This is a genomic window from Xanthobacter sp. 91 (assembly GCF_000702385.1).
GTDB lineage: Bacteria > Pseudomonadota > Alphaproteobacteria > Rhizobiales > Xanthobacteraceae > Xanthobacter > Xanthobacter aminoxidans.
This window is the reverse complement of the sequence record NZ_JNIB01000001.1, coordinates 1021335-1044160: the sequence shown is the minus strand read 5'-3', so window position 1 is coordinate 1044160 and position 22826 is coordinate 1021335. Positions and strand designations below refer to the sequence as shown.

General features: G+C 68.4%; 23 protein-coding genes. 15 read left to right on the top strand and 8 right to left on the bottom strand.

Translation table 11 applies throughout. The annotated features are described in order from the left end of the window. Positions 1-101: 101 nt before the first annotated feature. From A37E_RS0105070 to A37E_RS0105050, 5 genes are all read right to left on the bottom strand, one after another. The gene (locus tag A37E_RS0105070; protein ID WP_029555614.1) at positions 102-854 is read right to left on the bottom strand and encodes an ABC transporter permease; all 753 of its coding nucleotides are present in this window, start codon (positions 852-854) and stop codon (positions 102-104) included. Beyond that, on the bottom strand, positions 851-1657 hold the full coding sequence (locus tag A37E_RS0105065; RefSeq protein ID WP_051678794.1) for an ABC transporter permease: 807 nt from the start codon (positions 1655-1657) through the stop codon (positions 851-853). Before A37E_RS0105065 ends, A37E_RS0105070 begins: the two co-directional genes overlap by 4 nt. Further along, the gene (locus tag A37E_RS0105060) at positions 1654-2676 is read right to left on the bottom strand and encodes an ABC transporter substrate-binding protein (protein ID WP_029555612.1); all 1023 of its coding nucleotides are present in this window, start codon (positions 2674-2676) and stop codon (positions 1654-1656) included. Before A37E_RS0105060 ends, A37E_RS0105065 begins: the two co-directional genes overlap by 4 nt. A gap of 200 nt (positions 2677-2876) precedes the next feature. Further along, positions 2877-3668 (bottom strand): class II aldolase/adducin family protein, encoded by a 792-nt coding sequence (locus A37E_RS0105055; RefSeq protein WP_156026240.1) that lies wholly within the window; start codon positions 3666-3668, stop codon positions 2877-2879. After that, the gene (locus A37E_RS0105050) at positions 3668-4519 is read right to left on the bottom strand and encodes an ABC transporter ATP-binding protein (RefSeq protein ID WP_245279273.1); all 852 of its coding nucleotides are present in this window, start codon (positions 4517-4519) and stop codon (positions 3668-3670) included. The genes A37E_RS0105055 and A37E_RS0105050 overlap by 1 nt, the downstream gene beginning before the upstream one ends. A gap of 240 nt (positions 4520-4759) precedes the next feature. On the opposite strand from A37E_RS0105050, the gene A37E_RS0105045 reads away from it, so the two are divergent. From A37E_RS0105045 to A37E_RS0105020, 6 genes are all read left to right on the top strand, one after another. Then, positions 4760-5464 carry a GntR family transcriptional regulator gene (locus A37E_RS0105045; RefSeq protein WP_081837786.1) on the top strand — a complete coding sequence of 235 codons (705 nt, stop codon included), beginning with the start codon at positions 4760-4762 and terminating at the stop codon, positions 5462-5464. A 105-nt stretch (positions 5465-5569) separates the two neighbouring features. After that, a complete protein-coding gene (locus A37E_RS0105040; RefSeq protein WP_024280710.1) occupies positions 5570-6349 on the top strand; it encodes an SDR family oxidoreductase in 780 nt (259 codons plus the stop codon). Positions 6350-6412: 63 nt separating this feature from the next. Further along, positions 6413-7546: a pyridoxal phosphate-dependent aminotransferase gene (locus A37E_RS0105035; RefSeq protein ID WP_029555608.1), complete on the top strand. Its 1134-nt coding sequence runs from the start codon at positions 6413-6415 to the stop codon at positions 7544-7546. 171 nt (positions 7547-7717) lie between these two features. Next, on the top strand, positions 7718-8623 hold the full coding sequence (locus tag A37E_RS0105030; protein WP_051678793.1) for an alpha/beta hydrolase: 906 nt from the start codon (positions 7718-7720) through the stop codon (positions 8621-8623). Between the two features lie 201 nt (positions 8624-8824). Further along, complete coding sequence (locus tag A37E_RS0105025; RefSeq protein ID WP_029555606.1) at positions 8825-10072, top strand: Zn-dependent hydrolase; 1248 nt, start codon at positions 8825-8827, stop codon at positions 10070-10072. Next, positions 10069-11022: a cupin domain-containing protein gene (locus tag A37E_RS0105020; protein WP_038192632.1), complete on the top strand. Its 954-nt coding sequence runs from the start codon at positions 10069-10071 to the stop codon at positions 11020-11022. Before A37E_RS0105025 ends, A37E_RS0105020 begins: the two co-directional genes overlap by 4 nt. A gap of 2 nt (positions 11023-11024) precedes the next feature. Here the strand turns inward: A37E_RS0105020 and A37E_RS0105015 are convergent, their stop codons facing one another. Next, the gene (locus tag A37E_RS0105015; protein ID WP_245272312.1) at positions 11025-11651 is read right to left on the bottom strand and encodes a glycosyltransferase; all 627 of its coding nucleotides are present in this window, start codon (positions 11649-11651) and stop codon (positions 11025-11027) included. A 94-nt stretch (positions 11652-11745) separates the two neighbouring features. Next, positions 11746-11934, bottom strand: coding sequence for a hypothetical protein (locus tag A37E_RS0105010; RefSeq protein WP_024280704.1), 189 nt, complete (start codon positions 11932-11934; stop codon positions 11746-11748). Positions 11935-12138: 204 nt separating this feature from the next. On the opposite strand from A37E_RS0105010, the gene budA reads away from it, so the two are divergent. Next, on the top strand, positions 12139-12972 hold the full coding sequence (gene budA / locus A37E_RS0105000; protein WP_038192622.1) for an acetolactate decarboxylase: 834 nt from the start codon (positions 12139-12141) through the stop codon (positions 12970-12972). 15 nt (positions 12973-12987) lie between these two features. On the opposite strand, the gene A37E_RS0104995 is transcribed toward budA, so the two are convergent. Then, entirely contained in the window at positions 12988-13536 is a 549-nt protein-coding gene (locus A37E_RS0104995) for a hypothetical protein (RefSeq protein ID WP_051678792.1), read from the bottom strand. A 340-nt stretch (positions 13537-13876) separates the two neighbouring features. Here A37E_RS0104995 and A37E_RS0104990 point away from each other — a divergent pair, with 340 nt between their 5' ends. The 8 genes from A37E_RS0104990 (at position 13877) to ugpC (ending at position 22826) form a co-directional block, all read left to right on the top strand. Further along, positions 13877-14791, top strand: coding sequence for a hypothetical protein (locus A37E_RS0104990; RefSeq protein WP_156026238.1), 915 nt, complete (start codon positions 13877-13879; stop codon positions 14789-14791). 137 nt (positions 14792-14928) lie between these two features. Further along, positions 14929-15900, top strand: coding sequence for a c-type cytochrome (locus tag A37E_RS0104985; RefSeq protein ID WP_029555601.1), 972 nt, complete (start codon positions 14929-14931; stop codon positions 15898-15900). Positions 15901-15926: 26 nt separating this feature from the next. Continuing rightward, positions 15927-16421: a lipocalin-like domain-containing protein gene (locus tag A37E_RS0104980; RefSeq protein WP_029555600.1), complete on the top strand. Its 495-nt coding sequence runs from the start codon at positions 15927-15929 to the stop codon at positions 16419-16421. Positions 16422-16809: 388 nt separating this feature from the next. Further along, positions 16810-18513, top strand: coding sequence for a diguanylate cyclase (locus A37E_RS25820; RefSeq protein ID WP_051678790.1), 1704 nt, complete (start codon positions 16810-16812; stop codon positions 18511-18513). A gap of 122 nt (positions 18514-18635) precedes the next feature. Continuing rightward, positions 18636-19976, top strand: coding sequence for a sn-glycerol-3-phosphate ABC transporter substrate-binding protein UgpB (gene ugpB, locus A37E_RS0104965; RefSeq protein ID WP_029555598.1), 1341 nt, complete (start codon positions 18636-18638; stop codon positions 19974-19976). 23 nt (positions 19977-19999) lie between these two features. Next, positions 20000-20881: an ABC transporter permease subunit gene (locus A37E_RS0104960; RefSeq protein WP_029555597.1), complete on the top strand. Its 882-nt coding sequence runs from the start codon at positions 20000-20002 to the stop codon at positions 20879-20881. Continuing rightward, entirely contained in the window at positions 20878-21759 is an 882-nt protein-coding gene (ugpE, locus tag A37E_RS0104955; RefSeq protein WP_081837458.1) for a sn-glycerol-3-phosphate ABC transporter permease UgpE, read from the top strand. The genes A37E_RS0104960 and ugpE overlap by 4 nt, the downstream gene beginning before the upstream one ends. Beyond that, a complete protein-coding gene (ugpC, locus tag A37E_RS0104950; RefSeq protein WP_029555595.1) occupies positions 21759-22826 on the top strand; it encodes a sn-glycerol-3-phosphate ABC transporter ATP-binding protein UgpC in 1068 nt (355 codons plus the stop codon). Before ugpE ends, ugpC begins: the two co-directional genes overlap by 1 nt.

Sequence of the window (22826 nt, the reverse complement as noted above, 5' to 3'; positions counted from 1 at the left end):
CCGTACGCCGACGGTGGCGCGATCGGCACGACGTGGATGCCCGGGACAAGCCCGGGCATGACGGTTAGGGCGGTGAAGTGGAGGCGGTCACCGCGACCGCTCTACTTCCAGAACACCAGCCGTCGCTCGGCGAGGCCGACAAGGCCGAAGAAGGCGAGGCTTGCGGCCGAGGCGATGAAGATGGCCGACCACACCTTCACGAAATCCACCTGCAGCACCGCTTGGTAGATCACCCAGCCGAGGCCGTCATAGGCGCCGAGCATCTCGGTGACGATGGCGACGATGACCGCGCGCACGGTGGAGACGCGAAGTCCCGCGGCGATCAGCGGCAGCGCGGTGGGAAGGCGCAGGCGGAACAGGATGGCGAGCCGTCCCGCCCCGAACGAGCGCATGAGGTCCACCGAGCGGCGATCCACCCGGTCGAGGCCGGCGAGGGCCGAGAGAAAGACGGTGAAGGAGACGGCAAGCGCCACCATCACCACCTTCGACGGCATGCCGATGCCGAACCATAGAAGGATCAGCGGCGACCACGCCACAACCGGCACCGAATTGATGGAGGTGGCCACCGGCACGATGGCGTTGCGCGTCATCGGGATGAGGGTGATGACCACCGCCAGCGCGATGCCGATGACGGCGCCGATGACATAGCCGGAGAAGGCTTCCGCGAAGGTGTAGGCCCCGGCGAGGAACAGCGTCGTGCGGTGGTCGAAGATGCTGCCGAGGATGGCGCTGACCGAGGGCAGCGTATAGGCCGGCAGGTTGAAGCCGCGGGCGACGCCTTCCCAGGCGAGGACCAGCAGCACCATGCCAAGGGCGCCGCGCTGGAGCGCGCGGGAGGATTGAGGCGCGCTCATTGCTCGGCCCCCCAGAATACGAGGGCGCGCTCGGCGGCGGCCACCACGGCATAGAAGCCGGTGCCGAGCAGCGCGCACATGGCGATGGCGGCCCAGATGGCGGTGACGTTCTCGTTGTACATGCCTTGCAGCAGCAGCACGCCGAGGCCCACCGTGTCGCCGAACCATTCGCCGACGATGGCGCCCACCAGCGACAGCGCCGAGGCGAGGCGCAGCGCCACGAAGATCTGCGGCAGCGCCGCCGGAAGCTGGAGCCGGGTGAGGATCTGGAAGCGGCTGGCGCCGAAGGAGCGCATCAGCGCTTCCTGGCGCGGGTCCACGCTTTCAAGGCCCAGCAGAGCATTCACCGTCACCGGGAAGAAGGTGAGGTAGAAGGAGATGGCGGCCTTGGCGATGAGCGTGTTGCCGAACCACAGCACCACCAGCGCGCCGAAGGCGATGACCGGGATGGTCTGCGAGACCACGAACACCGGGAAGATCAGCTCGCGCAGCACCCGCGCGCGGAAGAAGACGATGGCGATGCCCACGCCGAAAATGGCACCCGAGGTGAAGCCCATCAGCGTCTCGGTGAGGGTGCGCAGGAAGCCCTGCACATAGGGCTCTGGGGTGGCGAGGATGGCGTTCAGCACCAGGGTCGGCCGCGGCACGTACCAGGGCTTCACATTGAGGACGATGACGAGTCCCTCCACCGCCGCCAGCACGGCGAGGAGGATGGCGAGCCCGCGCACGGCGCGGAAGAGCGCCGTGACGAGCGGGGAAGTCCCCGGCCGTGTGGCCGGGGACTGGAGGGTTGTTGCGCTCACGGACGGCGGTCCGCCACCGGGATGGCTTCAAGGAAGGAGCGGTTGAAGGTGGCGGCGAGGTCGACGGGCTTGGAAATGACCTTGGCGTCGAGGAAGAGCTGCTGGGTGATCTTCACCGCGTCCATGTCGATCCAGAACAGGCCGTCCTCCTTCACCTTGCCGGCCGTCATCAGCTTCTGCACCTCGGCGAGCTGGAATTCCTGATGGGCGCGGTCCAGCGTGGGGGCGGCCTTCATGATGGTGTCCACCGCGCCCTTGGGATCGGAGAAGGCATCCTTCCAGCCCTTGATGGAGGCGCGCAGGAAGGCCTTCACCAGCTCCGGCTTCTCCTTGGCGGTCGTCTCCGAGACGATCAGCGTGTCACGCGGGAAGGTGATGCCGGAATCCTCCGCCACGAAGGTGCGGAGCTTCTCTTCGCCCATGCGGGTCTTGATCGTGTAGTATTCGTTGTAGCGCGTGGCGGTGATGACATCGACCTGCCCGTCCACGAACGGCGTCACGCTGACCTGCTGGGGCTGGATGTCCACCAGCGCCGGGTCGATGCCGTTCTTGGTCAGCATGGCCTTGAGCACGTGGTTCGCGCCGGTGAACCAGGTGGTGACCTTCTTGCCCTTGAAGTCCTGGAGGGTCTTGATGGGGCCGTCCGCGCGCGCCACGAAGACGAAGGGCGTCAGCTGGTGGGAGATGCCGACGCACACCACCGGCAGGCCCTTGTCGCGGGCGGCGAACACGCTGTCGAGGCCGCCCGAGAGGCCGAACGTGTCGGCACCGGTGGCGACGAGGTTTTCCGCCAGGATGTTTGGTCCGCCCGGATTGATGGTGAGGTCGATGCCTTCGGCCTTGTAGTAGCCCTTGGCCACCGCGACGTAGAAGCCGGCGAACTGCGCCTGCGGCAGCCACTTGAGCCGCAGCGTGGCGGGGACCGGGTCAGCCGCGAGGGCCGGCAGGGCGCCGACGGCGGTGGAGAGAAGCGCGGCGCCGGCCGCGAGGGTGGAGAGGAAGGTTCGGCGAGGGATCATCAGGTGGTCTCCGCTGGAAGGGTGCGTTCTTGGTGTTTTTGTAAGGGTCATCGGGCTCTATCCGCTCGTCATCCCCCGGCTTGTCCGGGGGGGGCCACGGAACGGCCGGGCCGGCTCCGGGGCGCCCGCCAGCCGACGGGCGGCGGGGGTGCCCCGGACGAGCCGGGGCATGACAGCGCGGCGGGAACCGGCCATGCCGCTCAGCTCCGGTAGCTCGGGTCGGCGCGGTCGAGCTGGCGCATGAGGGCCGGCCATTCGCGCTCGCCGGGGACAAGGATGTCGCCCTGCATCTCCCAGAACTGGCGCGCGGCCTTCTCGCACACCTCGGGAGGCGGCATCACCAGCTTCACGCCGGAGGCGCAGGCCGCCTGCATGGCGAGCTGGATGCGCGCGGCGCGCTCGAAATAATAGAGCAGCATGAAGGCTTCGCCCGGCGTGCGGCCCACGGTGAGGATGCCGTGGTTGCGCATCAGCATCACCTTGTTCGTGCCGAGGTCCGCCACGAGGCGGGCCTGCTCGTCCATGTCGATGGCGACGCCCTCGTAATCGTGGAACGCCTGCCGGTTGTAAAAGCGCATGGCGAACTGGGAGAGCGGCAGAAGGCCCTCTTCCTGCCCCGAGACGGCGACGCTCGCGTCCGAATGGGTGTGCAGCACGCAGGCGGCATCCGAGCCGGTCTTGTGGATCGCCGCATGGATGACGAAGGCGGCGAGATTGATCTCGTAGGGCGTGTTGTCGATCTTGCGCCCGTCGATGTCGATCTTCACCAGGCTCGATGCGGTGATCTCGTCGAAGAGAAGGCCGTAGGGGTTGAGCAGGAACTGCTCTTCATGCCCCGGCACCCGCATGGAGATGTGATTGTAGATCAGGTCATCCATGCCGAGCTTCGCCACCATGCGGTAGCACGCGGCGAGGGCGACGCGGGCCTCCCACTCGGAGGCCTCCATGGACGCGGGCTTCTCAGCAAGAGCAGCCATCACTTGAGTGGTCATCACTTGCCCTCCGCGGTGAAGGACTTCATGGCTTCCTCCTCGATGGCCTCCAGAAGCGTGCGCTTGAGGCGGATGAATTCGGGGGAGATGACGATCTCCGCCGGGCGCGGGCGGGGCAGGTCCACCTTCTGCTCCAGCTTCACCTTGCCCGGACGGGCGCTCATCACCAGCACGCGGTCGCCGAGGAACAGGGCCTCGTCCACGTCGTGGGTGATGAACAGGATGGTGCGCTGGTGCTTCTGCCACACGTCCAGCAGCCAGCGCTGCATCATGGTGCGGGTGAGGGCGTCCAGCGCGCCGAACGGCTCGTCCAGCAGCATCAGGTCGCGCTTGAACAGGAAGGTGCGCATCAGCGCCACGCGCTGGCGCATGCCGCCGGAGAGCTGGTGCGGATACTGCTGGCCGAAGCCGGTGAGGCCGAACTCCGGCAGCATCTTTTCCGCGAGGGCGCGGGCCTCCTTGCGGGGGGCGCCTTCCACCTCCAACGCCAGGATGGCGTTGTCGATCACCGTGCGCCACGGCAGCAGCAGGTCGCGCTGGGGCATGAAGGAGACGCGGCCGAGCAGGTCGGCGGCGATCACGCTGTTGCCCTCGAAGCGCATGGCGCAGCCGGGGTCCGGCTCCTCGAGGCCGGCGACGATGTTGAAGAGCGTGCTCTTTCCGCAGCCGGAGGGGCCGACCACGGTGACGAACTCGCCCTTGTCGATGGTCGCCGTGAAGCCGTCGAGGGCGCGGGTGGCCCCGAACGTCTTGGTGACGCCGGTGAGGGAGAGAATCTGCGCGGCGTCGGACGCGCCCGCCGCCTTGGCGGCGAGGGCGGCCTCGCCGGAACCTTGGATGGAAACCGGCAAGCCTGCCTCTTTCTTCTTTGTATAATGAGCGCCCATCGGCGCATGCGAAAGAACGGTGGTCATGCCTTCCCTGCTAGCAATCGACATGCCACACTTCTTGCAAGGACACTCTATGGACCGCACGCCGGGCGTCAACCACTGAAGGTAACGGGACATTGCGCGTTCCGGAGGCCCTTGGATGGATGCCGCGGTTGCGTTGATGTATACTGAACTGCAATTTTGAGAATGCAAATGGCTATCATGAGTGCACAAGAAGGCAGCACCTGCCTGCCGCTTGATCAGAATGGTCGCTCCGGCCTGCCCGGCGAGACCCTGGCTGATCGCATCCGCCGCACCCTGGAGGCGGATATTTCCTCCGGCCGGCTGGAGCCGGGCTCGAAGCTGGACGAACAAGAGCTTGCCGAGCAGTTCGGCGTGTCCCGCACCCCCGTGCGCGAGGCCTTCCGGCTGCTTGCCGCCAGCCATCTGGTGGAATTGCGCGGCCGGCAGGGCGCCGTCGTGCGCACCATTTCCGCGCAGATCCTGATCGAGATGTTCCAGGTGATGGCCGAGCTGGAAGGCCTGTGCGCGCGCCTGGCGGCGCGGCGCGCCAACCCCGCGCAGCTCGGCCGTATCGAGGCAATTCACAAGCGCTTAGAGGAGGTTAGCGCGTCAGGCGACGTGGATCTCTTCTATGATGTGAATCAGGAGTTCCACGAGGCGGTCTATGAGGCCTCCTGCAACGGCTTCCTCGCCGACCAGACGCGCCGTCTGCGCAATCAGGTGGCCGCCTATCGCCGCCGCGTGACCCACCGCCCGAGTCGGATTCCCAAGACATTGAAAGAACATGGCGAGGTCATCGCGGCCATTCGCGTGCACGATGACGAGGCCGCCCAGCGCGCCATGCGGGACCATGTGAACCTGCTGGGGGATGATCTTCTGGACTTCCTCGCCGCCTATGGGTGACCCGCTTCTGAGCGTTTTTTGAATTTCTTGGTATGCATATTGCTAGAGTTTGTATATCCAATTTGGCGACCCCTTCGGCGCCACCTGCCCATCGGAGATGCAAACTTGAAGCTCGACCTCACCGACAAGACCGCCCTCATCACCGGCGCGTCCAAGGGCATCGGCCTTGCGACGGCCCGCGTGTTCGCGGCTGAAGGCTGCCATCTCCATCTCGCCGCCCGCAACGGCGAGGCCCTCGCCGAGGCCAAGGCCGAGATCGAGGCCGCCCACGGCGTGAAGGTGTGGATCTATCCGGTGGACCTCGGCTCCACGGAAGCCATGGAGAAGCTGGCGGCGGACGTGGGTGACGTGGACATCCTCGTCAACAATGCCGGCGACATCCCGGCCGGCTCGCTGGACGTGGTGGACGATGCGTCCTGGCGGCGCGGCTTCGACCTCAAGGTGTTCGGCTACATCACCCTCTCGCGCGCCTATTACGCCCGCATGCGCGGCAAGGATGGCGTCATCGTCAACGTCATCGGCAATTCCGGCGAGAACTGGGATGCGAGCTACATCGCCGGCTCCACCGGCAATGCCGCGCTCATGAGCTTCACCAAGGCGCTCGGCGGCGCGAGCCTGAATGACGGCGTACGCGTGGTGGGCGTGAACCCCGGCCCCGTCGCCACCGACCGCATGCTCAAGATCATGAAGCGCAAGGCCATCGACATGCTCGGCGCCGAGGAGCGCTGGGAGGAGCTGTTCGACAAGTATCCCGGCAAGCGCCCCGCAACCGCCGAGGAAGTGGCCGATCTCGTCGCCTTCCTCGCCTCCCCGCGCGCCGGCTACATCACCGGCACCAACGTGACCATCGACGGCGGCATCTCCGCCCGCGGCTCGGTCATCTGACGCACCCGTTCGCCGGCGCCGCCGCAAGGGCGCGCCGGCCTCCCCTTCGAGGAAACCGCCTTCATGTCCTCCGCCCGGCTGCGCAACCGCTATTTCGATACCCTGTTCTCCACCCCCGGCCTCATGTGGATGGGCCAGAACACCAACCACATCGCCGCCCATCCCGCCGTGGAAGAGGCCATGATCGCCTCCATCCGCGCGCAGGAATACAATGCCTACGCGCCCCCGCTGGGCTTCGAGGCGCTGCGCGCCGCCATCGTGGACGACCTCGGCACGCCGGGCGCCGAAGCCCTCATCACCGAGGGCGGGGTGAATGCGCTGGCCCTCGTGTGCCGCGCCCACTGCCGGCCGGGCACCACCTTCGTCACCACCGATCCCACCTGGAAGTGGCCCTGCCTGTTCGCCACCCAGATGGGCGCCGAGGTGATCGAGATCCCGATCTACGATCCGGCTGTGAACTACAAGCTCACCCCCGAGGCGCTGCGCGCCAACGTGGATGAGCGCACCGCCATCATCTATCTGGTGGACCCGAACAATCCGCTGGGCATCCGCTACACCCGCGAGGAGATCGAGGCGTTCTGCGAGATCGCCAAGGAGTGCGGCGCGCTGCTGGTGCACGACTGCACCTATCGCGATTTCGCCGATGGCCATTATCCCGCGCTGCTGGCAGCGCCGGATCGCGCGCTGGTCTCGCTCTCCTTCTCCAAGTGGCTGGGTCTAGCCGGCATGCGCATCGGCGCGCTGGTGGGCGCGCCGGAGCTGCTCGACGCCTGCTCGGCCCGCACCACGTCCGTGCTCGGCGCGAGCGTCCTCGCCCAGCGCGCGGCGGAGGCGGGGCTGAAGGTGAAGGGCGAGTGGATGCAGACCGTGCGCCGCATCGACCGCGCCAACAAGGCGAAGATCCACGACGCCGCCCTCGCCATCGAGGGCCTGAGCGTGCCGGTCTATCCCTCCCACGGCAACTTCCTCGTCATCGAGACCGAGGCGGCGGGCATCCGACCCGAGGCGCTGGTGGAGGCCGCCCGCCGCAAGGATCTGATGATCCGCCAGGGCACCTACCACACCGCCCGCTTCGGCGACCGCTTCATCAAGGTGTCCACCTCGGTGCCGGAAGACTGGGCCGACCGCTTCGTGGAGCTGCTGCCGTCGCTGGTGGCCGAGGCCCGCACGTTGAATGACGTGCCGGCGCAGTTCTGAGGACGGGTTTCCTGTCACGCCGTCATGCCCGGCCTCGTGCCGGGCATCCACGTCGGGCCGACGGGACACATGCCAGGTAGGTGTTCCCCGCGCTACGACGTGGATGGCCGGGACAAGCCCGGCCATGACGGTGCGCTAGAATTGAACATTCCCCCTCAAGGGACCATTGCCATGACCTACGCAGACCTCACCGCGACCCACAAAATCCCCGCCAAGGACGGCGTGAAGCTCCATGTGGAGGAGGCGGGGCAGGGCACGCCCATCCTCTTCATCCACGAATTCGGCGGCAATCACATGAGCTGGGAGCCGCAGATGCGGTTCTTCGCCCGCCGCCACCGCTGCATCACCTACGCCGCGCGCGGCTATGCCCCCTCCGACATCCCCACCGATGTGGAGGCCTATTCGCAGGCCATTGCGGCGGATGACGCCGTGGCGGTGCTGGATGGCCTCGGCATCGAGAAGGCGCACATCGTCGGCCTCTCCATGGGCGGCTTCTGCACCGTGCATTTCGGCCTGCGCACGCCCGAGCGCGCGCTCTCCCTCACCGTCGCCGGCGCGGGATACGGCTGCGAGAAGGCGCATGAGGAATATTTCCGCGGCGTCTCCCTCGCGGTCGCGGAAAACTTCGAGAAGCTGGGCGCGAAGGAATTCTCCAAGATCTACGCGCTGGGCGCGAGCCGCGTGCAGTTCGAGGTGAAGGACCCGCGCGGCTGGCGCGAGTTCGCCGACCGCCTCGCCACCCATTCGGACATCGGCGCGGCGCTCACCATGCGCGGTGTGCAGGCGCGCCGACCCTCCTTCTGGGATCTGGAAGAGGGGCTGAAGACGATGATGGTGCCCACCCTCGTCATGGTGGGCGACGAGGACGACCACTGCCTCCAGCCGGGCATCTATCTCAAGAAGATGATCCCCGCCTGCGGTCTCAGCGTTTTCCCCAAGGCCGGGCACACGCTGAATCTCGAGGAGCCGGCGCTATTCAACGCCCAGCTTGCCGAGTTCATCGCGCAGGTGGAAGCCGGCAAATGGCTGCCGCGCGACCCGCGCGCCATCCCCGGCCAGATCATGCGCACCGCGTGAGGGGATGATGGACGGTGCGCGCACACGCCTCCCGGACCAGCGACGGCATAGCCGGAGCGCCGAGCCGGGACCCAGGAGAGACGTCCGCGCAGCGGTCAAGACCCCTGCGGCGGCAGGGGTGTCGCGCCTTCGGCACGTTCTTGCGCTGGGTCCCGGCTCTCCTTGCGCTCCGCTCCAGTCGGCCGGGACACGAGGCATGGCATGACGACACCATCCATCTCCCCCGAACGCCTCATGTCCCGCCTGATGGGGCTCGCCGAGATCGGCGCGCTGCCCAGGGGAGGGGTAGACCGGCAGGCGCTCACCGAAGGTGAGATCGAAGCGTGGCGGCTCATCCTGACATGGGCCGGGGAGGAAGGACTGGAGGCGGCGTGCGACGCTGCCGGCAGCCTCTTCCTCACTTTGCCCGGCACGGACCGGGCGCTGGCCCCCATCCTCGCCGGCAGCCACATCGACACCCAGCCCACCGGCGGCAAATATGACGGTGCGGCCGGTGTGATGGCGGCGCTGGAAGCGGTGGTGACGCTGAAGCGCGCGGGTGTGACGCCCCGCCGCGACCTCACCGTCGTCGCCTGGATGAATGAGGAAGGCTCCCGCTTCGCCCCCGGCATGATGGGCTCGGAAGCCTTCGCCGGCGTGCGCAGCCTCGCCGAGATCCGCGCCGTGACGGATGCGGAGGGCGTCAGCGTCGCGACCGCGCTCGATGCGCTCCACGCCGCCTTCCCCGATCTGCCGCGCCGGCCCCTCGGCTTTCCCGTCGCCGGCTATCTGGAACTGCATATCGAGCAGGGGCCGGTGCTGGAGGCGCAAGGCAAGGTGGTGGGCGTCGTCACCGGCATCCAGGGCAAGAAGACGTGGGAAGCCGTCATCGAAGGCGCCCCCGGCCATGCCGGCACGCTGGCCATGGCCGAGCGGCGCGATGCGCTTGCCGCCTTCGCCCGCATGGCCCACCGGCTCTATCCCGAGGTCGGCGGCCACGACGATCAGGTGATGTTCACCATCGGCCGGCTGGTGATGGAGCCCAACGCCCCTTCCGTGGTGCCCGCCCGCGTGACCTTCCGGGTGGACCTGCGCCATCCCGATGGCGTGGCGCTGGACCTGCTCGGCGCGCGCTTCGAGGCCATCTGCGCGGCGGAGGCGGCGCCCTGCGGCCTCACTTTGACGCGCCTCGTCGATGCGCCGCCCAACGGCTTCGATGCCGGCCTGATGGCGAAGATCACGGCGGCGGCCGCGCGTCACGCCATTCCCGCCATGCCCATCCTCTCGGCTGCCGGGCACGATGCGCGTCACCTCGCCAAGGTGTGCCCCAGTGCCATGATCTTCATTCCCTGCCGCGATGGCGTGTCCCACGCCGAGCATGAATTCGCCGAGCCCGCCCACCTCGCCGCCGGCACGCAGGTGCTGGCCGACGTGCTGGGTGCGCTGGTTTCCGAGGAGACCGCATCATGAGCCAGCAAGCCGCCGTGCGTGAAAAACCCGATATGGCCGATCTGCCGGCCCAGATGCCCGCCGCGCCCCACAGCCCGGCCGAGGCGCGGGCGCGCTACTTCAATTCCGGCAACGCCTTCAACATCAAGCTGCCGCCGGTGCCGAGCCGCCTGTTCACCGACGAGCCGGCGCGCGCGCTGGCGGATGGCGCGACCACCGGCTTCATCCCCTGCGACCAGTCGGACGCCATGGCCTGCGCCTTCCCCGCCACCACGCCGTTGATGCTGGCGCGCTATGCGGTGGTGGCGGCGGGCGCGCGCTTCACCGTCGACCTCAGGGCCACCGGCTCCATCTGGTACGTGATCGCGGGGCGGGGGCAGGTGGACTGCCTCGGCGAGAGCCTCGCCGTCGCGCCGGGCGACGTGTTCCTGCTGCCGGGCTCGCCCGCGCGCATCACCGCCGGGGCGGAAAAGCTCGTGCTGTGGGTGGTCTCCAACGAGCCGCAGCTCGCCCTCAATGGCGACCTGCCGCCGGACGAGGCGCGCCGCCCCGTGGCTGTGGTGCATTATCCGGCCGCGGAGATCGCCCGGCAGGTCGACATCATCTACGACCACGCCCAGAACAATCAGACTTCAGGCATCGCCCTCATCTTCTCGTCGGAGCCGCAGGCCGCGGCGCGCAACATCCTGCCGAGCCTCACCTTGTCGCTGAACACGCTGCCGCCCGGCGAGCACCAGCGGGCACACCGGCACAATTCCGCGGCCATCACCCTCGTGCTGCAGGGCGAGACCTGCCATTCCATGGTGGACGGCGCGCGCTGCCCGTGGCGCCAATGGGCGACGCTGGTGACGCCGCCCGGCGCCCCGCACTCGCACCACAATGACGGCAGCGAACGCGCGCTGTTCCTCATCGTGCAGGATGGCGGGCTGCACTATCACGCCCGCACCATGGGCTTCAGCTTCCTGGAGTGAGATCAGGCCGGGATGAGCTCGGGCGCCTTGCCGGTCTCGGGCAGCAGCACGCGGGGGCGCAGCACGTGGATGTGGCGGCGGCCGATGCGGGCGACGAGGCGGCGCTCGGCCTTGGACCCCTGGGGATGGCCGCCGAGCCTGTCGTAGTAGCGGCGGGAGATCAGCAGGCCCTGTCCCGGCGCCGGAAGGCCGATGACGGCGAGGCGGGCGGCGGCCATGGCTTCTCCGAGGCGGGGACGCAGGCCGTAGCCATCCACGGCGAGGCGGAAGGTGGCGGCGAGCCGGTCCGCCTGTCCGCGCCGCTGGGCGGTCTCGATGAAGGCCAGCACCTCGCGCGGCCAGCCTTCCTCCAGCATGGAGCCGTCGGTGAGGAAGAGGAGCCAAGAGCCCCGGCCCTGCGCCGCGCCCTGCTTCAGCCGGAGGCCGAGATCCTGCGCGCCCTTGAAGAAATTGCAGCCGGCGGCATCGGCGATGGTGGCCGTGCCATCGGTGGAGCCGGAATCCGCCAGCGTCACGTCGCTCAGCACGCCGGCCGTCACGCCCTGCACGAGCGCGGACAGCACCGGGACGAGCCGGCGCTCGGAATTGTGCGTTGCGATGACGGCGGACAGCACGGGAAACGTTCTCACAGGGCGTTTCCCAGCTATACCTCTACCGACGTGCCGCGTCGATGCCGCAATGCAACATTCCTGACGGATGCGTCATCCGAACCCGGCGGCTACGCTATTTCGGACAGGGCACTTCCTTGTAGACCGCATCGGCGAACTGCTTCACGCCCACGTTGATGCGCAAAGGCGAGGTCCAGGTCTGGTAGGTGACGATGCCCCGGGTCATGGAGATGACCTTGTAATTGTCGAGGCCCTTCGTCTTGTAGCACTTGCCGGGCTGAATATCCTCTTCCTTCAAAGGCATGGCAAAAATCCGCTGGCGATGGCAATGCCGCCAGTATGGGTTCGCCCGCCCGCCGAATCAAGAATGGCCCCGCCCGAGCTGGGGCTTCGCCCGATCGGCGTGTCCCTGCGGGCGGCGCTCCGCCGGCGCGCCGGCGTTTGCCTCGGCCTCCTGAATCTGCTCTTGGAGGGCGGTTGCCTCTGAGACGGCCGGAGAGACGGACCCATGCCCCGCATCGAGATCGATCTTCCGCTCTCCCTCAAGACCGCGCTGGAACAGGAGGCGGCCCGGTCGGGCAAGGACCTCGGCGCGCATATCCGCGCCATCCTCGCCGATCACCTCAAGGCCGAGGTGCACACGGTGTTCCAGATCTCCACATCAGGCGCGCTGGTGGCGGGGGTCTACGACCGGGAGGTCAGCGTCGGCGCGCTCTTGGAGCATGGGGACTTCGGCCTCGGCACCTTCGCCGGGCTCGATGGCGAGATGGTGGTGCTGGACGGCAAGGCCTTCCAGGCGCGGGCCGGCGGCGAGGTGCATGAGGCGCCGGCGGAGGCGGGCTCGCCCTTCGCCGTGGTGACGCGCTTTTCCGCTGATCAGGTGGGGGAGACGGAGGGCGTCACCAGCTTCGACGGCCTCGGTGCCGCCTGCGACTGCTTCCGCTCCTCCAACAACATCTTCCACGCCGTGCGGCTCGACGGCCGCTTCAAGCGCGTGAAGGCCCGCGCCGTGTGCCCGCCCAAGCCCGGCACCTTGCTGGCCGATGCGGCGAAGACCCAGAGCGAATTCACCTTCGAGGATGTGGACGGCACGCTGGTGGGCATCTGGTCGCCGGCTTATTCCGCCGAGTTCAGCGTGGAAGGCTATCACTTCCACTTCCTCTCCGACGACCGCAGCCAGGGCGGCCACGTGCTGGAGGTGGAGGCGGGGCCCTTGAGGATCGCGGTGGAGAACCTCACCGACTTCCACCTCATCCTGCCCGAGACCGAGCACTTCCTGAAGGCGAACCTCGACCAGGACGTGGCGGCGACCCTCAGCAGCGTGGAGCGCTCGCACAGCTAGGCGGCGCCCGCCGCCTCAGTCGGCGGCGGCGTGGCGGCTGAACAGGATGTGCCGCATCCGGTCGGCGCCGATGGCCCGCGTGACGTTCTTGAAGGCGAAGAAGGGCAGCAGCGACACGAACAGGATGACGGACACGATCAGCGCGCCCACCAGCCCGCCGCCACCGATCTCGATCTCGTTGGCAGTGATGGCATGGCCGCTGAACTTGGCGATCACCGAGCGTTCGATGACGTGGAAGACGAGAAAGAACAGCGTGCAGATCGCCGCCTCGTAGAAGATGACGAGGATGAGCGGCCGGCCCCTGAGCCAGCGGGCGACCTCCAACTCCTCGATCACCAGCATCACCTTGGCGAGCACCAGCGCGTTGAGGAAGGCGAAGCCCTGGAAGGTGACGGTATCGCCGTGCGCGCGCTCCACCAGCGCCTGATTGAGCACGAACAGGCCGAGCAAAACCCACAGATACAGGAACAGCACCACGAAGCTGCGGGCCTGCCGGATGGCCATCCCCTTCAGCGCCGCGGCCCGGCTGGCGGTCCCCTCGGCCTTCGGATTCCGCTCGCTCATGCCCGCTCTCCCCCTGTTGCGGCCCGCCCGATGTCGTCGCCGGGCCGCGACCTCCTCCGCGTGACGCATGTGGCGCGGCGTGGCGGGGGCGTACATGCGCGGGAAGGCGAAGGCAACACGGAGACGCTCAAGCTCCCTCTCGTCGCGGCGCCATCGGCGATGCCGTTGCGGCAGGTAATCGGCCTGCGCTCCGCGCTGCGGATGATGGTTCGCAATGGTATAGTCGCCTGTTTTCGCGATTCCGCCGCTGCCCTCCTCACGTTTCCGCGCAGTCGAATTGCGGTTGTCGCTGCGTCACGGTTGCGTCGGGGGAGACATGTTGCAGGGCGGCGGTATGGAAATGCTGGGGCGAGTGCCGGTGACGGTGGAGGAAATCGCCGATCATCCCGATTATCTGCGGGCGCGGAAGCTCTATTGCGACAGCTTCCTCGCTTTGTTCGACCGCAACCCGTTCCTCATCCGCCTGCTGACCGATTCCAGCCGCTACCTTCTGTTCACCCTCTCGGTGATCCTCAACGCCAATCACGATGGGGACCGGCGGGAGACCTGGTTCTCGGTGGGGCGGCTGAAGCAGCAGATGGCCGCCTTCGGCATGACGAGCCCGCGCCATGTGGACCACCTCATCGAGCGGATGCAGGCGGTGGGCTTCGTCGAGATCAGCCATGCCCCGCGGGATCGCCGGGTGAAGCTGCTCCGCCTCACGGACAGGATGCTGGCCCACGACCGGGAGTGGATGGCCACGGACTACATCATCCTCGACACCCTGTGCCCCAGGAATGGCTATGCCGGCGTGCGGAACCGGGACCCGGCGGTCCACGCCGCCATCCGGCGCCAGTCCCTCGCCTTGCTGCCCGAGGGGGCGCGCCTGCTCTGCGAGCAGACGGATTTCCTCCTTTTCTTCAGCCGGCCCGGCGGGCTCATGGTGCTGGAGGCCTTGTTCGAGGCCGCCTTGTCCTCCCCCGATGGCCGGGAGTGCCCGTTCGTCTTCGGCGACGTGGCCCATCGCTTCGGCCTGTCGCGCTCCCACGTGCGCGGGGTGATGCAGGATGCGGAGGCGGCCGGGTTCATCCGCCTGCATGGCCGTGGCGGGCGGGCGGTGGAGATCCTGCCCCGGCTCTGGCGCAGCGATGCCATCGGCCACGGCGTCGGCGCCCGGCTCCGCGACATCGCCTTTCTGCGCGCCTCGGCAGAGCTGGCCGCACAGCCACGCGACCCGGCGGAACCTGCCGATACGGTATGGGTGAAGCAGGCGTGATCGTGCGCGCCGGGCGGACGCATCCGCCCGTCAATAGACGCAAACTTTGCCGTCCATCACGCCCGCGGCCCCGATAATAATCTGCGCGGCGCCGCATCAGGGGGTGGCTGCCGATCTCGCACTCATCGGGGCCGCAGATGTTTTTTCCGTGCCGGCTGGCGCGGGGCGTTATCGTCGCCGCAGCCTGCCTCCTCGCCTCGGCCGCCGGGGCCGACGAGGCGCCGCCCGTCTGGGCCTATCCCATCGCGCCGCCGGACACTGTGCCGCCGAAGGACGACGGCACGGTGCGCCATGTGCCGGGCAGCAGCCGGGGCTATACGCTGACCGAGATCCGCGATCTCTTCGTGGCCCGCGACTGGTTTCCCGACGCCCATCCGCCCATGCCCGCGGTGGTGGCGGAGGGGCGCCACCCCGATACCCGGCCCTGCGGCGTGTGCCACCGGCCCGAGGGCGTCGGCGGGCCGGAGAATGCGAGCCTCGCGGGCCTGCCGGCCGACTACATGCTGCGGCAGATCGATGACTTCCGCAGTGGCGCCCGCTCCACCGGGGTCAAGGCGCGAACCCACGTTTTCCGCATGATCGCCGCCCTCAGGAGCCTGAGCGAGCAGGAGATCGCCGAGGCCGTCACCTATTACGCCGCGCTGAAGCTGCCGCCGCGCATCCATGTGGTGGAGACCGACACGGTTCCCGCGAGCACTGTCCCCTCCTGGTACTACACGCCGAAAAGGGACGGGACATCCGAGCCCCTCGCCGGCCGCATCATCGAGATGCCGGACGACGAGGAGAATTTCGTCAACCGCGATTACCACGTGACCTTCACCGCCTATGTCCCGCGCGGCAGCGTCGCGCTGGGCGAGCGCATTGCGAATGAGGGGCGCGGCGCGCGCATCCCGGCCTGCGTCGCCTGCCATGGCGAGGGACTAAAGGGCATCGGCGACATCCCGCCGCTCGCCGGCCGCTCGCCGTCCTATCTCGTGCGCCAGCTCTACGAGTTCAAGCACGGCCTGCGGAACGGCCCCTTGGCCGCGCCCATGCGCGCGAACACCGAAGAGATGAGTGAGCCGGAGATGGTGGCGCTTGCCGCCTATGCGGCGTCCCTGAAACCCTGATTGCCCCGAAGGACTGGAGAACAGCCATGCGCATGAGGACCTTCATTCCCGCTGTCGTTGTGGCGCTCGCTGCGTGCAACGCCGGCGTGGCCCTGGCCGCGGATACGCTCGGCGCCCGGCTCGTGGGCGCGTGGAAGATCGTGAGCGTGTACGACGCGTTCACCGACGGGTCGCGGCGCGACACCTGGGGACCCGGCGCGCAGGGCCTCGTCGTCTTCACGCCCGGCGGCCAGTTCAGCGCCATCATCGTCGGCCGGGACCGGACGCCACGGACCGGCGGCGTGCCCTCCGAGCCGGTGGGGCCTGCCATGGCCTATGCCGGCGCCTACAGCGTCGACGAAGTGGCGCGCACCTTCTCCACTACGGTCTGGCAATCGACCTTTCCCCAATGGCAGGGCCAGACCCTGCTGCGCGCCATCGAGGCGCTCGACGGGGACCACCTGAAGGTGAGGGCGGCGCCCATCACCGATGCCACCGGCCGGCAGTTCGTGCCGCATCTGGAGCTCGATCGCGTGAAATGACGCGGGCCTCTGGCCCATGCCGGGCGCCTGTCCGGTTTTCAACGGAATCCCACCAGCTAGGCGATGGCGCGACCACGCCGGGCAATCCTCCGATGGATGGTGGGCAACTGGCGCGGCCCGCCGGCGCTCCTCCCCGCAGGGGAGCGTGAAGATCCCGGCGTGACGACCTCCCGCCATCCGGCGGCCGCGCCCTTTTCCCGATCCCCGCGGGTGGTATCATGAGGGGTATTCGGCAAGCTTAGACTTGTCATTCCGCACCGCCGGAGCCCCGCGTGGCTGACCATAGGCGATTTCGATCTTTCCCTTTAAGGTGATTGCGCGGAGGAAAAGATTCGCGTCGAAGCTCAGGGGCGGCTCGATCCGTCATGAGCTCCAGCGGAGTGTTGCGGTGACCGGCCGGCATTATGATTTCTTCGCCGACCTGCTCGACGGCATGGACATGGGGCTGTGCCTCTTCGATGCGGACGACCGCTGCCTGTTGTGGAACAACACATTCCTGAAATTTTTTCCGGAGCATGACGGCCACGTCCATGTGGGCGAGCCCTATGAGGCGAACCTCCGGCGCTTCTACGCCGCCCGGCTCGACGCTTCGGAGCTGGCCAACATCGAGCGCTACATTCGCGACGGGGTCCTGCGGCATCGGACGCAATCGCGCGCCTTCGTCTTCGACCATCGCGGCCGGCGCCTGCGCGTGAATGCCTTGACGGACTCCGATGGTAATCGCGTCCGCATCTGGCAGGCGCTCGTGCAGGAGCCGGCGGAGTCCGAACGGAGCGACGCGCAGCGCGGCTTCTCCATCGACCTGCTCGACCATATTCCCGACGGGGCCATGGTGCTCGACCAGAACGACCTCATCATCGCCGCCAACGACGAATTCCGCCGGCTCTATGGCGTGCGCCCGAGCGAGACCGTGGTCGGCCAGCCGTTCGCCGCCGTGGTCCGCCGGGCCTGGGCGGCGGCCGGCCGGCCCGACGAGCAGCTGGAGCCCGGGCTTCTCGACAACATGCGCTTCGCCGGATCACCGTTCGAGATCGAGCTGCCGCGCGATCAATGGCGCCGTGTCATCGCCCGTCGCACCAGCGACGGCATCGGCTATTTCACCCATTCGGACATTTCCCTCCTCAAGCGCCAGCAGGCGGACCTGCTGGTGGCGGAACGCCGGGCGTGGGAGGGGGAGCGGCGCTATCGCCTGCTGGCGGAGAACTCGACCGACGTGATCGCCGCGATCTCCGGCGACCGGACGATCCGCTTTATGTCGCCGGCCTGCAGCCGCATTCTCGGCTGGGGGCCTTCGGAGATGCTCGATCGCGACGTGATCGATTTTCTCCATCCCGATGAGCAGCCCATGTTCCTGGCGGCGCTCTGCGCCGGCGAGGGAAGCGGTCTTGGCCGCAGCGCCGCTTTCGTGTGCCGGGTCCGTGCCCGCCATGACGACTGGGTGTGGATGGAAGCCTCCATCGGAGCGGTTCAGGAGACGACGCTCGACGGAGCCGACATCGCCTTCATCTGCTCGCTGCGCGATGCCCGCGAGCGGGTGCTCGCGGAGCGGGCGCTCAAGCGGGCGCACGAGGAGCTGGCGCTCATCGCCGGCAGCGATCCGTTGACCGGCCTTGCGAACCGGCGCCGCTTCGAGGCCATCTTCGATGAGGAATGGCACCGGGCGGGACGCGAGCGGCTGGGGCTGTGCCTGGCGATGGTGGATATCGATCGCTTCAAGGCGGTCAACGACACCTTCGGGCATCTCGCCGGGGACGAATGTCTCAAGCGGGTGGCGATGGTCATCAAGGCCAATCTCCCACCCGGAGCCGGGCTGGCGGCCCGCTATGGCGGGGAAGAGTTCGTGCTTCTGCTTCCCAATGCCTCCGGAGGGCAGGGGCAGGCGCTTTGCGAGCGCATCCACAACGATCTCAAGCGGGAGCCGTGGTCGGCGGTGGCGCCGGGCCTCGACGCGGTGACCGTCAGCATCGGCCTCTGCATCGCGCGGGCCCCGCAGGGGGCCAGCATGGCCGGGCTGATCCGCATCGCCGACGAGGCGCTCTACAGGGCCAAAAGCTCGGGGCGGAACTGCACGGAGGTACAGCATGCCGTCTGAGGGTGGCTGCTTCGCCGGAAGGTCACGCGGGCGTCATCCCCCCTTGGCAAGGTCGCGCGCCTTTCTCCACAATTGAACCGCGCCGAGCCGCGCTTGCGCCCGTCCGCGTCCAGGAGGTGTCGATGAATCGCCGCGAACTGCTCGCCGGAACCGCCGCTTCTGCCGGCCTCGCGCTTCTGCCGGGCCTCGCCCTTGCGCAAGGCGCACCCGTGCAGATCACGTTCTGGCACGCCATGGCCGGCCCCCTCGGCGACGAACTGAAGCGGCTCTGCGACGCCTTCAACGCCGCCCAGAAGGCGGTGGTGGTGGAACCGGTGTTCAAGGGCACCTATCCCGAGACCATGACCGCTGCCATCGCCGCCTTTCGCGCCGGCAAGGCGCCGCATCTGGTGCAGATGTACGAGGTCGGCACCGGCTCCATGCTGGCCGCCGGCGCGGCGGTGAAGCAGGTCTGGCAGCTCGCCGACGAGACCGGCGTCCGGCTCGATCCGGCCATCTACATGCCGGCGGTGCGCAGCTATTACAGCCTGCCGGATGGCCGCATGGCCTCCATGCCGTTCAATTCGTCGACCCCCATCATGTGGTGCAACAAGGACCTGTTCGAGCGCGCCGGTCTTGATCCCGAGCGGCCGCCGGAGACCTGGGAGCAGGTGGTGACGGCGGCCGAGGCGCTGCGGTCCAAGGGCGGCGCCAAGGTGGGCATGACCACCGCGTGGCCGACCTGGGTGCATCTGGAATGCTTCGGCGCCATCCATGATGTGCCCTTCGCCACCAAGGCCAACGGCTTCGAGGGGCTCGACGCCGAGCTGGTGTTCAATTCCCCGCCCATGCGCAGCCACATCACCCGCCTTCTGGAAATGGCGAAGGCGGGCACCTTCACCTATGCCGGCCGCGGCGCCGCCGGCGACAGCCTCTACCCGGCCGGCGACACGGGCATCTCCTTCAACTCGTCCGGGATCCGCGCTGCCGTGGTGCGCGACGCCCGCTTCCGCCCCATGGCGGCGCAACTGCCCTATGACCCGGCGGTGCGGGCCACACCGAACAATTCGATCATCGGCGGCGCGAGCCTGTGGACCATGACGGCGCCCGACCGGTCGGCGGCGGAATACAAGGCCGTCGCCAGCTTCCTCGCCTTCCTCGCCCGGCCGGACACCGATGCGTCCTGGCACCAGCGCACGGGTTATGTCCCGGTCACGCTGGGCGGCGCGGGCCTCTCGCTTGCCCAGGGCTACTATGCCCGCAATCCGGGCGCGGACATCCCCATCCGCCAGCTCAACCGCGGCGAGGTCACGGTCAATTCCAAGGGCTTGCGCCTCGGGCGGCTGACCGAGATCCGGGCCATCGTCGAGGAAGAGTTCGAGACGGCCCTGCAGGGCAAGCAGGACGCCGGCGCCGCCCTCGACACGGCCGTGGCACGCGGCAACAAGGTGTTGCGCGAGTTCGAGAAGTCCGTATCCAGATAGGTCCTGCGGAGCACGGCCCGGACATGGAGCGGCGAACGATCTTTCCGGGCTGGACGACGCCCGCGCTGCTGCTGGTGCCGCAGATGGCGCTGACCGTGTTGCTGTTCCTGTGGCCGACGGCGGTGGCGGTGCGCGCGAGCGTCATGCGCGCCGATCCGTTCGGCCTCAGCGAGACCTTCGCGGGCCTCGACAATTTCACCGCGCTCTTCACCGATCCGCTCTATCTCGCCGCCATCGGGCGCACATTGGTGTTCTGCGGGGCGGTGACGGGGCTGGCGCTCGGCCTCGCGGTCCTGCTGGCGGTGTTCGCCGACGCGGACATCCGCGGGCGGGGCGCCTACCGGGCGGCGCTGGTCTGGCCCTATGCGGTCGCGCCGGCGGCCGCGGGCGTGATCTGGGCGCTGCTGCTCCATCCGCAGATCGGCGGCGTCGCCGGCCTCCTGAAGCATCTCGGCATCGCCTGGAACTACAAGCTGAACGACACGCAGGCCATGATCGCCGTGGTCGGCGCCTCCGCGTGGCGGCAGGTGAGCTACAATTTCATCTTCGTCCTCGCGGGCCTCCAATCCATCCCGCGTACCATCATCGATGCCGCGCGGATGGACGGGGCGCGCGGGTGGCGGCGGTTCCGCACCATCCTTCTGCCCATGCTCGCGCCGACGCTCGCGTTCCTGGTGGTGGTGAACCTCGTCTATTCCGCCTTCGAGACCTTCGGCACCATCGAGGCCCTGACGCAGGGCGGACCGGGCCGGGCGACGCAGACCCTGATGGTGAAGGTCTATCGCGACGGCGTGGTCAATCTGGACCTCGGGGCCTCCGCAGCCCAGTCAGTGGTGCTGATGGCCCTCGTCATGGGGCTGACGGCGCTGCAGTTCCACTTCCTTCGGCGGCGGGGCGGGCGATGACGGGGGCATCGGATCTGCGCGCCCGGCTGCGGGGAAATCTGCTGGCCGGAAATCTGGGGGCCGGGAATCTCTTGGCGCACGCGGTGCTGCTCATGGGCACGGCCCTGTTCCTGCTGCCCATCTGGCTGGTGTTCGTGGGGTCGACGCTGGACAGCGGCGCCATCAACCGGGGCGATATCGGCCTCATGCCGCGCCTCGAAGGCCTCGCGATCTATCCGCGCCTGCTTTCGCCCGCGCCGGGCGGGGTGCCCGTGTGGCGCATGCTGGCGCTTTCCTTCGCCATGGCGCTCGCCATCGCCGCCGGCAAGATCGCGGTCTCGCTGCTCTCGGCCTATGCGGTGGCCTTCTTCCGCTTCCCGGGCCGCATGCTGTGCTTCTGGCTGCTGTTCATCACCCTCATGCTGCCGGTGGAGGTGCGCATCATCCCCACCTTCGCGGTGGTGGCGGATTTCGGCATGGTGAACACCTTCGCCGGCCTCGTCCTGCCGCTCACCGCCTCGGCGACGGCGACCCTGCTGTTCCGGCAGGCTTTCGTGCTGGTGCCCGACGAACTCGTGGAGGCTGCCCGCATGGATGGGGCCGGTCCCTGGCGGTTCCTGCGGGACGTGCTGATCCCGCTGTCGCGCACCAACATGGCGGCGCTGTTCGTGATCCTGTTCGTCTACGGCTGGAACCAGTATCTGTGGCCGCTGGTGGTGGCCACCGACCCGCGGCTCGACACCATCACGGTGGGCATTGTGCGCATGATCGGCCCGGAATCCCGCACCGCCTGGAACGAGGTGATGGCGACCGCCATCCTCGCCATGCTGCCGCCCACGCTGGTGGTTCTGGCCATGCTCAGATGGTTCGTGAAGGGCCTTACGGAGAGCGAACGCTGATGGCCGGGCTGGTCCTCGATCAGGTGCGCAAGAGCTTCGGCCGCACCGAGGTGCTGCGGGGCATCGACCTCGATGTGGCGCCGGGCGAAATGGTGGTGGTCGTCGGGGCGTCGGGCTGCGGCAAGTCCACGCTTCTGCGGCTCGTCGCCGGTCTGGAGCAGCCGAGTTCCGGCCGGATTATGCTGGATGGCGAGGACATCACCGCGCGCGATCCCGCCGCGCGGGACATCGCCATGGTGTTCCAGCACTATGCGCTCTATCCGCACATGAGCGTGTTCGACAACATGGCCTATGGGCTGAAGGTGCGCCGCCTGCCGCGCGCCGAGATCGCCGCGCGCGTGGAGGAGGCCGCCCAGATGCTGCACATTTCGCCGCTGCTGGGCCGCAAGCCGCGCGAGCTGTCCGGTGGCCAGCGCCAGCGCGTGGCCATCGGCCGGGCGGTGGTGCGCAAGCCGCGCCTGTTCCTGTTCGACGAGCCCCTGTCCAGCCTCGACGCGCGGCTGCGCACCTCCATGCGTGCCGAGATCAAGCGCCTGCAACGCCGCCTTGGCGTCACCAGCCTCTATGTGACCCACGACCAGCATGAGGCGATGAGCCTCGGCGATCGCATTCTGGTGCTGAACGAGGGCCGTCCGGCCCAGCTCGGACCGCCCATGGAGATCTACGCCCGCCCGGCCGACACCGCTGTCGCGGAGCTGATCGGCGATCCGCCCATGAACCTGCTTCCCGGATGGCTCGACGCCGATGGACGGGTGCGACTGGAGACTGGCGACACGGGGAACGGACGGCCGGTGCTCGTGGGCATCCGTCCCGAGGATGCGGCGGGCGGGCGCCCCGACGGCGACGGGCTGGCCCTGGGCTTCACCCCGGACACGGTGGAGCCGATGGGCGCCGAGGTGCTTCTGGTGGGGCGCCTCGAGACCGGCGCCGCATTCTCGGTGCGCACGCTGCCGGCGAGTTTCGCGCTGGGGTCCCGCCTCGATTTCCATTGCCCGGCGCAGCGGCTGCACCTGTTCGATCCGGGTTCGGGGCAACGCATCGGGCCGGCCGGTCCGGTGGCCCGATGA

Coding starts and splice junctions, on each gene's coding strand:
- A37E_RS0105070 (WP_029555614.1), bottom strand. CDS start 854: ATGAGCGCGCCTCAATCCTCCCGCGCGCTCCAGCGCGGCGCCCTTGGC.
- A37E_RS0105060 (WP_029555612.1), bottom strand. CDS start 2,676: ATGATCCCTCGCCGAACCTTCCTCTCCACCCTCGCGGCCGGCGCCGCG.
- A37E_RS0105055 (WP_156026240.1), bottom strand. CDS start 3,668: ATGACCACTCAAGTGATGGCTGCTCTTGCTGAGAAGCCCGCGTCCATG.
- A37E_RS0105045 (WP_081837786.1), top strand. CDS start 4,760: ATGAGTGCACAAGAAGGCAGCACCTGCCTGCCGCTTGATCAGAATGGT.
- A37E_RS0105035 (WP_029555608.1), top strand. CDS start 6,413: ATGTCCTCCGCCCGGCTGCGCAACCGCTATTTCGATACCCTGTTCTCC.
- A37E_RS0105030 (WP_051678793.1), top strand. CDS start 7,718: ATGACCTACGCAGACCTCACCGCGACCCACAAAATCCCCGCCAAGGAC.
- A37E_RS0105025 (WP_029555606.1), top strand. CDS start 8,825: ATGACGACACCATCCATCTCCCCCGAACGCCTCATGTCCCGCCTGATG.
- A37E_RS0105020 (WP_038192632.1), top strand. CDS start 10,069: ATGAGCCAGCAAGCCGCCGTGCGTGAAAAACCCGATATGGCCGATCTG.
- A37E_RS0105010 (WP_024280704.1), bottom strand. CDS start 11,934: ATGCCTTTGAAGGAAGAGGATATTCAGCCCGGCAAGTGCTACAAGACG.
- budA (WP_038192622.1), top strand. CDS start 12,139: ATGCCCCGCATCGAGATCGATCTTCCGCTCTCCCTCAAGACCGCGCTG.
- A37E_RS0104995 (WP_051678792.1), bottom strand. CDS start 13,536: ATGAGCGAGCGGAATCCGAAGGCCGAGGGGACCGCCAGCCGGGCCGCG.
- A37E_RS0104990 (WP_156026238.1), top strand. CDS start 13,877: ATGCTGGGGCGAGTGCCGGTGACGGTGGAGGAAATCGCCGATCATCCC.
- A37E_RS0104985 (WP_029555601.1), top strand. CDS start 14,929: ATGTTTTTTCCGTGCCGGCTGGCGCGGGGCGTTATCGTCGCCGCAGCC.
- A37E_RS0104980 (WP_029555600.1), top strand. CDS start 15,927: ATGCGCATGAGGACCTTCATTCCCGCTGTCGTTGTGGCGCTCGCTGCG.
- ugpB (WP_029555598.1), top strand. CDS start 18,636: ATGAATCGCCGCGAACTGCTCGCCGGAACCGCCGCTTCTGCCGGCCTC.
- A37E_RS0104960 (WP_029555597.1), top strand. CDS start 20,000: ATGGAGCGGCGAACGATCTTTCCGGGCTGGACGACGCCCGCGCTGCTG.
- ugpE (WP_081837458.1), top strand. CDS start 20,878: ATGACGGGGGCATCGGATCTGCGCGCCCGGCTGCGGGGAAATCTGCTG.
- ugpC (WP_029555595.1), top strand. CDS start 21,759: ATGGCCGGGCTGGTCCTCGATCAGGTGCGCAAGAGCTTCGGCCGCACC.